Raw genomic sequence first — 13,153 nt, forward strand, 5'->3', positions numbered from 1 at the left:
GAGCATCACAACAAAGCCCCCTCCACAAAGAGGGAGGGGGGCAGGACTCATGGTTCCATTACTAAGCTAGATTCATTCACCGATACGCTTTTTCTATCTCGATGTAGAAAGACGGCACCTGCTGTGACGAGCAGCGCCACTCCCGCGATGAGGAGGAGTGGGCCGATATTGGTGAAGAGGGCTCCTTCATTGCCGCCGAAGACAATCGTGTAATAGCCGTCTGCGCCATAGGTGGCGGGCAGGAAGGAAGCCAGTGCATGGTAGCCGGACGGCAGCAATTCTCTCGCGACTAAGACGCCCGAGGTTACAAGTTGCAGGGACAGGGCGAGAATGTTGAAGACCATTCCGTAGTTCCCAAAAACGTAGACGAATACTTGGGCAAACAGTAAGAAGGAAAGGAACATGACGCCTTGGAATAAATAGATGGGGAGGAATGATTCCCCGGAAGCCACGTCAAACAGCTTCATCAGTCCAATCGTTAGCAAAGGCAGGAGGAATGCGACGGCGACATTAATGACCTGCCTGCCGAAAAATAATCCCCATTTGGAATGAAAGGTGCGGATTGCTCCGGCTGCTTCGTTGATTTGCATGATCATGACCATCGCTCCTACGAAAGAGGAAATGATAACCATCAACGGGACCAGGTTGGCTGAAAATTGATCGACTGCATTCGTTTTGTTGATGACTTTGTTGATCGGTTCCGGCTGGATGGTCTTCGTGAAAGATTCGAATGCTTCTCCGATTGCCAAGGCGACAGGCGGTTCAACTGGCAACTGGCTTAGTTGTTGTTCGATGGCTCCGGCTGCAGCCGCTTTTTGTTGCAATGATACTTGTGCATTCAATTTGTTGGTCAATTCAGCAGCGACTTGCTCCATCATTGTTTTGCTTGAGGTGGCGTTTGCCTGATTAATCCAATATTGAATGGAAGGTTGATCTCCTGTCGTCAACGCGGACATAAAAAGATCAGGAATGTGGATGACCATGCTCACTTCTTTTGCGTTCATTTGTTCCAGGGCTTGCGCAACCGTTGAAAATTGTTTTGTTTGGAATGGCATGTTTCCTTTGATTTCTTCCGCAATCATGTCAGCCTTCCTATCTTCGTTTACGATTCCGATGGCTAAGTTGCCAGTCCGATCCAGGACACCATCATAGGCAGTCAGCCACACCGAAAAGAAAATTAGCTGGAACATGACCGCTGCTATGATTCCAATATAAGTTCCACGTAAGCGCAATAAAGCCTGTAAAGCTTTCATTTAGTTCTCCTCCTAGTAATGTAAGTACTTGCTTGCATCTATAATAAAATTTTTTCTAGGGGGTAATGCCCCTAGAAAAAATGGTGACGCTCGTTTGCAAAAGTTCTGTCAGATCGATTGCCGTCACATTCGTGCCGAGCCTCGCCGCTGAGATAAAATGGCCGAAATTGATGGCAATGAAAGACATGGCGATCGGTTCTACATCAATGTCCACAACTTTTCCCCTGCGCTGCATTTCCGTGAAATACTTCATGAGTTCTTCTTTGATCACACGGGGGACATTGGCAATCTCTTCATCGATTTCCGGGAATGATCCCGCTTCTCTGAAACCGATTAGCACAAAATCCTTAATGGACAGCATATAACGCAAGTATTCCTCGGAAAAGAGAAGCAAGTCGTCCTGTAACTCGTAGGACACTTCCAATTGGATGGTCTTCTGCAAGATCGGTCCATAGGAGAATTTTTCAATGATCGCTTTTAAGATGCCTCGTTTATTGCCAAAGTGGCGAAATATCGTCACTTCATTGACTCCTGCCAGTTCTGCAATTGATTTTGTTGTGGCGGCAGCATATCCTTTTTCGCTAACTAGCTCGATGGCCGCGTCCAATATTCGTTCCGTTGTCGATTTTGTTGACAACAGCACCCTCTCCCTACTGAATGTAAGTGTGTACTTGCATCCTATCATGCCGAAATAAAAGATGCAACTACAAAAAAATCGCTGGTCATCATAATGGATGTCCAAGCGATTTTCTTTGCCTTCCTTTTTCATGCTGATCAATCACGCGGGTCCCAACTAAATCCCCGGTAATATTCAAAGCGGTGGCGCCCATGCCAATCAAGGCATCAATGGACGTCAGCAGAGCGACAGCCTCCATTGGCAGACCCAGCTGCACAAACACCGTTGCAATCATGACGATACCGGCGCCAGGAACACCAGCTGTTCCGATCGAAGCGAGAGTTCCAATCAAAACAACCATCAGCATATCGGTAAGACTAAGCGGATGCCCGGTCACATTCGCTGCGAAGACAGTGGAGACGGCAATCCGAATCGCCGCTCCGTCCATATTGACCGTAGCGCCAAGTGGCAAACTGAAACTATAAAGACTTTTGGAGACCCCCATATGATTCGCTGCATTTAACGTCAGGGGAAGTGTGCCAGCACTGCTTTGCGTCACAAATGCAGTGAGCATTGGAGTTCTGGCATATTTGAAAAAGTGCAGCGGATTCACGCCAAACAAGAGCATAAACAGGATATACAGCACAATATGAGCGAGAAGGGCAATGTAAAAAACGCCAATCAAGCCACTGAGCGATACAAGAGTTTTTATCCCTTGGCTTCCTACTGTGTTTGCCATAATGGCAAATACGCCAATCGGGACATACTGGAGAATCGCTTTTAAAATGATCATCGATGCTTCATTTAATGCATTGAATAATTTCAGCAGCATCTCGCCGTGTTCGTTTAGTTTAGGTATGGAACGCATAGCGGAAATGGCAATGCCAAAAGCGAGAGCAGTAAAAATAATGCCAAGCAGGTTCATTTCTGAAAAAGCCGTCACTATATTGGAAGGGACAATATTGAGCAGAACCTTTACAATGCCTGGATTTTCAGGTACATCAAACGTTTCATTACCGGTCAGCTCCATTCCTGTACCAGGACGGAACAGGCTGGCTACTGCCAGACCGACTCCAATAGCGATTGCTGAACTGAATGTATAGTATACAAAGACTTTGGTTCCCATTCGCCCCAGATTACTGATGTTTGTTTGATTGACCCCGACAATGAGTGTGAAGAGAATTAAGGGGATGATCAAAAATGTCAATAAACGAAGAAGAAGATCACCGAACGGAGCAAGAACAGAGGCATTGTCTCCTAAAAGAAATCCAGCGATTATCCCAAGTATGAGAGCAATCGTGATTTTTAGAATCAATGAAGCGTGAAGGTAGCCTGTTATTATTTTCTTCAAGGAAAACCCTCCTTTGTATTGAGTGGACGCTGCATTGAAGCAATCGGAAATAAAGGATTCCTTATTTTATGGGATTGCCTAAAAGGAATGATTTCAAACGTTTCCTGTCTATATAGAATAAGCGCCAGAAGCTTTTGCGGCTCTGGCGCTGCGTAATTAGAAAAAGAAGAAGGGAAGAAGCGCTAGCGTTACAATGGAACCGATAGCAATTCCCAATCCGAAGGCCCAGCCTCCGCCGTATCCAATACCGAAGCCAAATCCGATGCCTCTTGAGTTTCGCTGATTGCCAATTGGCTGCAAATAAACTTTATTGTTACGAACCCCTTGAATGACGCCTCTATGTGTTTGTCCATCTCGCGTCCCGATAACGACCGCTCTGCCTACATAGCGGTTGCACATGGCATGATGGTGTTCAAATGAAGACATATTCTATTCACCCCATTTCCGTCACATCTATACCAGTATATGAGTCCGCTGAAGCAATAGTGGGGCGGACAAACCAGATGGTGTTTTAGGAATCGGCATTGAGGCCGCATCTGTCATTGGGCCGCTACAGCACATTTGAAAACATGCAAAAAATATAGGGAAGTGTCAGTTGCCAAATGGAATCAGCCACATACACTATCACTATCCCCTGAAAAGGAGGTGTTGTGGAATGTCTGGAAACGGAGGAGGCGGCTACGGTAGCGGTTTCGCTTTGATCGTAGTCTTGTTTATCCTGTTGATTATTGTTGGTGCTGCTTTCTTGGGCGGTGGGTACTATTAATTCCTCGTGCATCTAGGACGAGGCAGTACACTCTGTCTTCATCTAGTAAAGACATACGTGCCGGATGGCAAGCTTGTGGATGAAAGATTCAGTAAGAAGTCCACCCGTTTAGTTGGAGCCGGGAGCTTTTATTTACAAGCAGAGGCACATGGCACGTGTGTCTTTTTAACCCGATTTTCATTATGGCATCGAAAATGAACAAGTTTGGGTATGTGTCACGATAGACGATTGCCATTACACATACAATATGAACATCAACCGTTTGGAGGTGTTTCAATATGTCCGGAGCTGAGGGAGGAACAGGAGGATACGGTGGCGGTTACGCTTTAATCGTCGTCCTATTCATTTTATTGATCATTGTAGGCGCTGCTTTTTGGTGGGGCGGCGGCTATTAAGGCTAAGTAAATGTAAAAGAAAATCAGGCCACAGCATGATCGGGGACCTTCCTGCGGATCGTTCAATCGGCTTCTATGGATGTACTAAAACCAAGGAGACCGTAAGACGATTTGCTGGCAGGCACCGACGGCAGCTGTGTGCCTTTTTATGTTATAAGGAAGGATAAGGGACGGTTCATCCCGGAATTGATATAATGAACTAGCTGTTACATAACAAAGTGACATGACAACAAACTTAGAAAATACAAAGAGGTCATCTATGAAAAAAACGACAGTTACATTACTAATCCTGTTGATTAATCTATTTATCGCTTTCCTAGGAATTGGCCTCGTCATACCTGTATTACCGACATTGATGAATGAGTTGCATATTTCGGGCAAGGTCGTCGGGTATATGGTGGCAGTTTTTGCCTTTGCACAATTAGTAGTGTCCCCGCTAGCCGGTCGCTGGGCCGATACATTCGGAAGGAAGCGGATGATTGTCATCGGTTTGTTTATCTTCAGCTTATCAGAGCTGTTATTTGGAATGGGACAATCCTTATCGGTGCTCTTTATTTCCCGGATGCTTGGCGGTGTTAGTGCTGCATTCATCATGCCTGCCGTTACTGCCTTTATTGCGGATATTACGACAACGGAAATGCGTGCGAAAGCGCTAGGTTATATGTCTGCTGCCATCTCAACGGGATTTATTATTGGGCCAGGAATTGGTGGGTTTCTAGCGGATTTTGGCACAAGGGTTCCGTTTTTCTTTGCGGCGGGTCTTGCTTGCTTTGCGGGCATATTCTCTATGGTGTTATTGCGTGAACCTGAAAGGCAGATACAAGATGTTGTCGAGGGTCCGCAACAGTCAGGACTTCGAAAAATCTTTATTCCAATGTATTTCATTGCCTTCATGGTCATTTTAATTTCATCTTTTGGATTGGCTTCCTTTGAGTCGATTTTCAGCCTGTTTGTAGATCACAAGTTTCAATTTACGCCGAAGGATATTGCCATTATTATTACCGGTGGAGGTCTGGTTGGGGCAATCGCGCAGGTGGCCTTATTCGATCGATTGACCAAGTATATGGGGGAGATTCGAGTCATCTTTGTGAGCCTGCTCTTCTCGGCGGTGCTCGTGTATTTTATGACGATCGTCCATTCGTATTACAGTATTCTATTCGTGACAATGATTGTCTTTGTCGGCTTTGATTTAATCCGGCCAGCCGTCACATCATATTTATCTAAAATTGCAGGCAATGATCAAGGATTTGTCGGGGGAATGAACTCCATGTTCACGAGTATCGGCAATATCTTTGGCCCGATTATGGGCGGTGCGCTTTTTGATATTAATCTGGACTATCCGTTTTACGCAGGAGCTATCTTCTTGTTAATCGGTCTCGTGCTAGTACTGTTTTGGAAGCAGCCAAAAGAGAACTTATAATCAAATAAAAAAGGTGACGGGACTGGCTCCCTTCACCTTTCTTCATATCTGATTTGGTTTGTCTTATGATGCGTTTTCTTTGCAGGCACAGCCATGGATAAGGAAATGACAGCGCAAAGAAATGCAATGACCACGATTCCTGATCCAGCTGTCGCCGTACTGACAACGGATTCCGTATGCCCAAGAACCATACCGCCGATAGCTGAGCCGAGCGCGATGCCGATTTGCAAAGCGGAGTTATTGAAGCTTTGATGGATATCCGAAGAAACCGGATCGGTTTGGATGATGTAATCCTGTTGCGGGGGTGCCAAGGCCCAGCTAAGGGCGCCCCAAATCATCATGACGACAATAAATACTGGGAGCGAAAAAGTCGAATAAGGGAGCACGAACAAGCTGATGGCAAAGGTGCCCAAGATGAATAAAATACTCTTTTTCGAACCGAGTCGTGATCCAAGTGCTCCACCGAATGCTCCTCCGCTAACAGCAGCCAGGCCGAAAAGGAAATAGCAAATGCTGATCCAATATTGATTCAGCTGAAGCGTCGTTTCAAGAAACGGAGTGAAATACGCATACACAGTGTAGTGGCCTGCGAGCATGAACATCGTCGCCAGATGGGCAAAAACGATTTTTTTATTCGCAAGAGCTCGTATTTGCTCGGATAACGGCTGCACATCTCCAGTCGGGATCTTTTCAAGATAAGTGGAGATCAGCATGATCGACCCGACAGACAGAATGGCAATGCCTAAGAAGACGGTTCTCCATCCAAATGCATTTGTAATGAGAATGCCTAAAGGCACTCCTAGGACGAGTGATGAGCTGATTCCCATATAAATATAGCCTAACGACTTCGCCCGTACTTCCGGTTTAGCGATCCGGGCTGTAATGGTCAAGGAAAGAACGATGACGAGTGCTGCACTCATTGCTGTAATAATTCGTGCCATCATCATTATTGTGAAGGTCGGGCTGAAAAATGTTATGACATTCCCGGCAAAGAAGACGGAAAGTGTAATGAGATACAATTTCTTGCGTTCAACTTTGGCCGTCAAGGAAAGCAAGACGGGTCCTGCTATGGCATAAACGAGCGCGAAAACGGTGATCAATTGACCGGCTGTACCGATGGAAACCCCTAAATCATCTGCGATTACCGGTAAAATACCGCCGACCACCAATTCGACTAACCCAACTGTTATTGTGGATACCGCTAATAGTAATACTCTAAAGTCCATGAACATCCCTCCTAAATGGTCTGAAAAATATAAAAAATCCTGACCACAAATGTTCCGTTGTAGTCAGGATTTAAAGGTTCCTGGTAGAGACTCTCAAACCATATTATTGAGATTATACGTTATGTTTGCTATCAAGTTTTCCGTTCTCCAATCTATCATGGATTCGAAAGGAAATCAAGTCCTCAGAAATTGGTGGCAGTTGGAATAGCGTTGCACCAATAAAAACGTACTAACAATACTCTTTTCGAATCATATCGACAAAGTGCTGTGCGGCTTTAGACAAGTAATGATTCTTTAACCACACTAGGCCGACAGGTGCCAATAGATTGTCTGGTTTTGCTAATCGATAAGAACGAATCGATTTTTCTGGGTGGCGTTTCAAGACTGTTTCGGGAACGATGGAAGCCCCGAGACCCGACGATACCATATCCAATAAGGTAGATATATCGGAGCATTCACCGATGATATTCGGTTTCAATTCTAAGCGTGAGAACCCCTCTAGTATGATGTAATGAAGCCCCATACCCTCCTTGCTTGGCAGAAGCAACGGGAACTCCTTGATGTCCTGAAGGGACACTTCTGTTTCAAAGGGCTCGCATTGATCGGAAGTAATGAAATAAAAAGGTTCCTCGAGCAGATGAATAACAGAAAGATCTCCAATTTCAAGCGGGAGCCGAATGATGGCGAGTTCCACGACCCGATCTCGTACTAGCTTGCAAAGATGAGTGGATTCATTTTGTTTTATTTTCAGGTAAACCTTTGGGTATTGGATGTGGAAACGCTGAAGCAGCCCGGGCAATTCTGCCAAAGACAACGTATTAATGCCTAATGATAAGGTTCCATTAGCTCCATTGCCAACCGATTTTACTTCCATTTCTGCCTCTTCCATCAACCGCGTCACTTGTAGCGCATAGGCATAGAGGGCTTTTCCTGCTTCCGTCACTTCAAAGCGTTTCCCTTTGCGAATGATCAGCTGGGAATCAAGCTCCTCTTCCATACTTTTTAACTGTTGACTGAGCGGCGGCTGTGAAATATGAAGTCGATCTGCTGCAGCCGAAATTTTACCTTCTTCCACTATTGCGATAAAATAACGCAGTTGTCTAATGTCCAATCGGCAGGCACTCCTCTTCTGTATATGATAAAAGTATGCAAAATATAGTTTTTTTATATTTTTCATATAATTAATTTCATGTTACCATACTCAGTAAGCTAGAAAAAGAGATGGAGACATGTAGTTCGTATGTTGGGAAACTGAAAACATACCAAAAATATAACGATTGTAAGATTAGTCGTCATGCAAATGATTAGCATTGAAAAGGCACGGAAGAAGAGGACGACAAGTAACAGGTTCCCTTATAACATAAAGTAAATCACAAAGGTAGCCATCCAAGAAGGGTGTATAGAGAGAAACCATGGAAAAGTTATCAGTGAATAGTCTAATGCAGGCATACATCTTAGCAAAGAAAATCGGTCTTGATCCGCATTTCATTAACTTGCTGGAATCGGAGCTAAGGCGCCGATCCATCAATCTCAAGAAAATCATGGTATTTAAAAAAAGTGATCCATCCTTAAGTTCATAACTGGGATGGATCACTTTTTAGTTTCTGCTGAGTTATAAAACTGTTTCATAAAGCAGGAAAAGATTAAGGAAGATGACAACAACGGCGACAGCCCAAGCTGCGATAGTCGTGATCTTATGATTTACCAAACCGCCCATTACCCGTCTGTTGGAAGTAAACATAACGAGCGGAATAAGGGCAAATGCGATACCGAACGATAAGATTACCTGGCTTAAAACAAGGGCATGTGTCGCATTGACGCCAGACATGATGATGGCAAGCGGAGGAATCATAGTGATGGCTCTTCGAAGATATAAATTGATCCGCATGTTGATAAACCCTTGCATAACGACGTCTCCGGACATCGTACCAACTGATGAACTGGACAGCCCTGCAATGAGAAGACCAAGTGCGAAGGATAAAGCGGCAACTGGCCCGATCGTGTCGCCCAGTTGGTTGAAAGCGACGTCCAAGTCCTCCACGACTCCGCCTTTTTTAAAGAAAAGGGCGGCCGCAATGATGAGCATGCTCATATTAATGGCTCCTGCAATGACCATGGCGATGATGATATCGATGAATTCGAACCGGAATATCCGCTTTTTCTCCCCTTCGTTCCGCCCGACAATCCGTCTCTGCGTCAATGACGAATGTAGGTAAATCGCATGTGGCATAACAGTCGCACCGAGAATACCCGCTGCTAATAAAATACTGTCCACGCCATCAAAGCGGGGCGTCACAATACCTTGCACAACTTCTCCAATATTCGGTCTGGCTAAAAATGTTTGAAATGCGAAGGCAAGCACGACAATAAATAACATTCCCGCAATAACTGCCTCCAACATGCGATACCCTCGGCGCTGTAATTCCAAAATAACAAACGAGCCGACCGCAGTAATTAGCGCGGCTGGCAGCATAGGAATACCGAATAATAAATATAGCCCTAAAGCGGCTCCAATAAATTCTGCCAAGTCTGTTGCAATGATCACAAGCTCTGCCTGAATCCACAGAAAAACAGAAACGCCCTTCGGGAACCTTTCCCTCGCAACCTCCGGCAAATTCATCCCCGTTGCAATTCCTAGTTTAGCGGACAAGGATTGAATTAAAACAGCTAGCAAATTCGAAACGGCAATGACCCATAATAGCAAATACCCGTATGTAGACCCAGCCGTAATATTCGTAGCGAAATTACCGGGATCAATATACGCGACGGCTGCAATGAAAGCAGGCCCAAGAAAGGGGAGATACTTGCGGATCCCTTTTAACTCTCCTCTAAGCGCAGCCTCCGCTGAAATAGTGGTTTTCTCACGTCCACCCGCATCTCGCATGAATGCATCCCTCCCGGCTGTAATCAAGTATTTCTTTACTATGTAACACTATTTAAATAATGTAAACCTATTTTAATGTGTGCACAATCGTTAGGATGCGCATTTCGTTAGAGATTAAATCCTTTTAGTGAAAGTGCATTCTGTTGCTAGTTCGGATGCCGTTTGTTTCATACTGGCGGCCTGCTCGTTGTGTATGAATTACTTATCGCAATTGTTGTGGCAGTAGTTAGTATGTGTGTCGGAATCACACAGTAGCATGTAAATTTTAGGAGTGCTCGAATATGCCGCGCAAGTGCTCGAATAAGTAAAAGACAGCTCGTATGTGCCGTGTGAGTGCTCGATTAATTTGAAAGACGTTGTCGGAATCACGCAGTAGCATGTAAATTTTGGGAGTGCTCGAATATGAAGCGCAAGTGCTCGAAAAAGTAAAAGATAGCTCGTATATTTTTGTAAGTGCTCGAATAAGTAAAAGACAGCTCGTATGTGCCGTGTGAGTGCTCGATTAAATGAAAGACAGCTCGTATGTGCCGCGCAAGTGCTCGATTAATCGAAAGACAGCTCGTAAGTGCTCTCCAAGTACTCGATTTAGAAGCAGAAGACTTTTCGAATTCTCCTAAAAACGAGATGACACAATCTGTTTCAAGAATTGTTTATTAAATTGACTATATTTCGTTTCTTTTATGGTAGCTTATGGTACTATTTAATTAGATGTTGTTTCCTTTCAAAACAGGATTTGGAAATGGGGTATGGGATGAATTCTGACGTGAATAGATCGCTTGCATATTGAGAGATTCTTGAGGCACGAACTTGTACCATTTCATCCATGAAAGCAGTTGCTTTGAATGGGTGAGAAATTAGGGAATGCCCGCTTTGGAATGAAGGGAAGGGGGAGTATAGAAAATTAGGCATATTGGGAGAGTGCGGGACATACACATAAATTGGAGTGTTAAAATGACATCCAAATACAGGGGGATCTAATTGTGAAATTAAAAAAATTTGGAATGGCACTATCATCTTCGGCCTTGGCATTTAGTCTTTTAACTTCTGCAGTGGCGGCACAGGAAAATCCGACAGGACAAGCAGCAGAAGCAGTTGCACAAACGGTTACTAAACAAGATTTGATTGCAAAATTCAAAGCGTTGTTTCCCGAATTGGATTATGTAGCTAACGGCGAATCTCATATGAACAGTGGCAGCAGTTACAGAGGAGACGAGCAGAAAAGATTTCACTTGTCCCTCAGTGGCGTAAAAGGTGGTAAAGACTATTACGCCAGTGTAAGTTTTATAGGAGAGGAATTGAATCTAGAAAGTTTTTCTTTTGGTTCACCTAACGTAGCAGATGCGTTATTTCCTCCAAAGATCTCAAATGACGAAGCAGAGGAAATTGCGAAGTCTTTCATGAATAAAATGGTAGATAAAAACGAATTTCAGCTTGAAGAGTCACCGTACCACTATTACAATACAAAGCTGACCGAACCGGTCCGTTATACATTTACCTTCAAAAAGCTGAAGGGAGGGGTACCTGTTGCCGATCAGAATGCCCAAGTAACGGTCCTGGGTAATGGAGATGTAGTAGAGTTTTATTATATGTCTAGCCAGCCTAAGGATTTGACGTTTGATAAGACGGAGGGAAGCCTGGACAAGGAAAAAGTGCTGAAACAGGTCAAAGAGAATTTGGCTGTCGACTTGCAGTATGAAGTCAATTGGGATTACCGGACTGGTGAAAGAACAGTCGGCCTCGTTTATACACCACGAATTTCAAATGTTCATGCCCTAACTGGCAAGTGGGAGACGGTTAAAGGCTTTGGGGATGCGCCGCCTGCAAAATCAAAGGTCGAACGGATTGTAACCGAACCATTAAAGCCTAGGGAGTCAGATTTGACACCTGAGGAGGCGAAGAACTTAGCAGAGCAACTGCTGAAAGGGTCCGAACCGAAAGGGAAGCTGACGATCGAGGGAATCGATGAACGGACAAATTATAATGGTGCAGAAGTCATCAGTGTCCATTATATGTATGAGACACGCAATGGCGGGTTTGGCTCCAGCTTGGAATTTGACAAAAAGACCGGAGATGTATTGAACTACTATCAGATGCGCGACTACAGTATGACATTTGAAGAAGAAGAAAAAGATTGGAGTCATGCGATTTCTGAGCAAGAAGCGAAAGAAGCGGCTATCGGATATCTGAAAGAATTAATGCCGTCGAAACTGCATTTGTATGCCAAGCCTATAATGGATGGCCAATTTGAAGAGCGGAGCGGCATTTATCAATTTTCGTTCCCTCGGGTAGAAAAGGGAATTACTGTGCTTGGCGATCAGCTATTTGTCGCAATCAATGCGGATGGGACGTTAAGCTCCATTTACAGCGATTATAGCGAATTCAGTGAATGGCCTGATCCTGCTAAAGCGGTAGCTGAAGATGAGGCACTGGCAAAGTACAAAGAAAATCTTACGGTTGAATTGAACTACATGCGAAAAGGTGAATCCAAGCATTACGATCTCGTCTATACTCCAAAGTTCAATGACAATCTGTACGGAACGATTGACGCGTTGACTGGTGAGTGGACGCAACGCTTTGGCATGCGAAGCGATGTAACTGTCTCTCATCCGTGGGCCGAAAAGGAATTAAACTATTTAATTAGTGCCAATATCCTGGAAGTGAAAGACGGAAAAGCTTTCAATGGGGATGCTGCCGTCTCAAGGGGAGAGGCGCTGCGCGTGATCATGAGCTCGCTGACGTATTTTTACGATACACGGTTCGGCAGGCAGGAAGAAGTCAAGCAGACGTTTGAAAACATTGATCCTAAACACCCGCTTTACCCAGCGATCGAACACGCTGTATCCATTGGCCTGATTAATGCAGACCAAGCCACATTCGATGTAGATGCGCCAATGACGCGAGAGGAATTGGCGGTCTGGTATGTCAAGGTGCTTGGTTTGGAGAAAGCAGCAGAGCACACTGATTTGTATAAAGTAGACTTCGAGGATAAGGATCAGATCTCTAAAGAGTTTGCAGGCTATGTCGCTATCGCCAATGCGAAAGGACTTGTGAAAGCGGAAGACAATAAGTTTAATCCGAAACAAGAAGTATCCTATGCAGATTTAGCTGTTTCCACAATCCGTTTGGCTCATCAAATGGCCGATCGGAAAGGCAGATTCTTTTATTAATACAATCAGATAAGCAGAAGCCAGACAGGCAGAGTCGGATAAATAGATCCGCTCTGCCTGTTTTAATTGGAGAAA

Annotated in this window: 12 protein-coding genes and 1 riboswitch; of the genes, 5 read left to right on the plus strand and 7 right to left on the minus strand. The window is 44.6% G+C overall.

Features of this window, described 5'->3' with window-relative positions; all coding sequences use genetic code 11:
* Positions 1 to 47 precede the first annotated feature (47 nt).
* From L7D49_RS17775 to L7D49_RS17790, 4 genes are all read right to left on the minus strand, one after another.
* On the minus strand, positions 48 to 1,253 hold the full coding sequence (locus tag L7D49_RS17775) for a YhgE/Pip domain-containing protein (protein ID WP_238083412.1): 1,206 nt from the start codon (positions 1,251 to 1,253) through the stop codon (positions 48 to 50).
* Between the two features lie 55 nt (positions 1,254 to 1,308).
* Entirely contained in the window at positions 1,309 to 1,896 is a 588-nt protein-coding gene (locus tag L7D49_RS17780) for a TetR/AcrR family transcriptional regulator (RefSeq protein ID WP_238083414.1), read from the minus strand.
* 82 nt (positions 1,897 to 1,978) lie between these two features.
* Complete coding sequence (locus L7D49_RS17785; RefSeq protein ID WP_238083417.1) at positions 1,979 to 3,220, minus strand: dicarboxylate/amino acid:cation symporter; 1,242 nt, start codon at positions 3,218 to 3,220, stop codon at positions 1,979 to 1,981.
* 156 nt (positions 3,221 to 3,376) lie between these two features.
* Positions 3,377 to 3,646 (minus strand): hypothetical protein, encoded by a 270-nt coding sequence (locus tag L7D49_RS17790; RefSeq protein WP_238083419.1) that lies wholly within the window; start codon positions 3,644 to 3,646, stop codon positions 3,377 to 3,379.
* Between the two features lie 229 nt (positions 3,647 to 3,875).
* On the opposite strand from L7D49_RS17790, the gene L7D49_RS17795 reads away from it, so the two are divergent.
* From L7D49_RS17795 to L7D49_RS17805, 3 genes are all read left to right on the plus strand, one after another.
* Entirely contained in the window at positions 3,876 to 3,986 is a 111-nt protein-coding gene (locus tag L7D49_RS17795; RefSeq protein WP_238083421.1) for a YjcZ family sporulation protein, read from the plus strand.
* A gap of 278 nt (positions 3,987 to 4,264) precedes the next feature.
* Complete coding sequence (locus L7D49_RS17800; protein WP_238083423.1) at positions 4,265 to 4,381, plus strand: YjcZ family sporulation protein; 117 nt, start codon at positions 4,265 to 4,267, stop codon at positions 4,379 to 4,381.
* Between the two features lie 259 nt (positions 4,382 to 4,640).
* Positions 4,641 to 5,801, plus strand: coding sequence for an MFS transporter (locus tag L7D49_RS17805; protein ID WP_238083425.1), 1,161 nt, complete (start codon positions 4,641 to 4,643; stop codon positions 5,799 to 5,801).
* A 32-nt stretch (positions 5,802 to 5,833) separates the two neighbouring features.
* On the opposite strand, the gene L7D49_RS17810 is transcribed toward L7D49_RS17805, so the two are convergent.
* Positions 5,834 to 7,027: an MFS transporter gene (locus L7D49_RS17810; RefSeq protein ID WP_238083427.1), complete on the minus strand. Its 1,194-nt coding sequence runs from the start codon at positions 7,025 to 7,027 to the stop codon at positions 5,834 to 5,836.
* A 40-nt stretch (positions 7,028 to 7,067) separates the two neighbouring features.
* A riboswitch (purine riboswitch) is annotated at positions 7,068 to 7,167 on the minus strand.
* Between the two features lie 89 nt (positions 7,168 to 7,256).
* On the minus strand, positions 7,257 to 8,138 hold the full coding sequence (locus tag L7D49_RS17815; protein WP_238083430.1) for a LysR family transcriptional regulator: 882 nt from the start codon (positions 8,136 to 8,138) through the stop codon (positions 7,257 to 7,259).
* 301 nt (positions 8,139 to 8,439) lie between these two features.
* Between L7D49_RS17815 and sda the strand changes: the two genes are divergently transcribed.
* Complete coding sequence (sda, locus tag L7D49_RS17820) at positions 8,440 to 8,607, plus strand: sporulation histidine kinase inhibitor Sda (RefSeq protein ID WP_238083432.1); 168 nt, start codon at positions 8,440 to 8,442, stop codon at positions 8,605 to 8,607.
* A gap of 32 nt (positions 8,608 to 8,639) precedes the next feature.
* Here sda and L7D49_RS17825 read toward each other — a convergent pair whose 3' ends face one another.
* Positions 8,640 to 9,911: an Nramp family divalent metal transporter gene (locus L7D49_RS17825; protein WP_238083434.1), complete on the minus strand. Its 1,272-nt coding sequence runs from the start codon at positions 9,909 to 9,911 to the stop codon at positions 8,640 to 8,642.
* Between the two features lie 980 nt (positions 9,912 to 10,891).
* Between L7D49_RS17825 and L7D49_RS20380 the strand changes: the two genes are divergently transcribed.
* Complete coding sequence (locus tag L7D49_RS20380) at positions 10,892 to 13,078, plus strand: S-layer homology domain-containing protein (protein WP_238083436.1); 2,187 nt, start codon at positions 10,892 to 10,894, stop codon at positions 13,076 to 13,078.
* Positions 13,079 to 13,153: the final 75 nt, after the last annotated feature.

This window comes from Sporosarcina cyprini, assembly GCF_022048975.1.
Lineage (GTDB): Bacteria > Bacillota > Bacilli > Bacillales_A > Planococcaceae > Sporosarcina > Sporosarcina cyprini.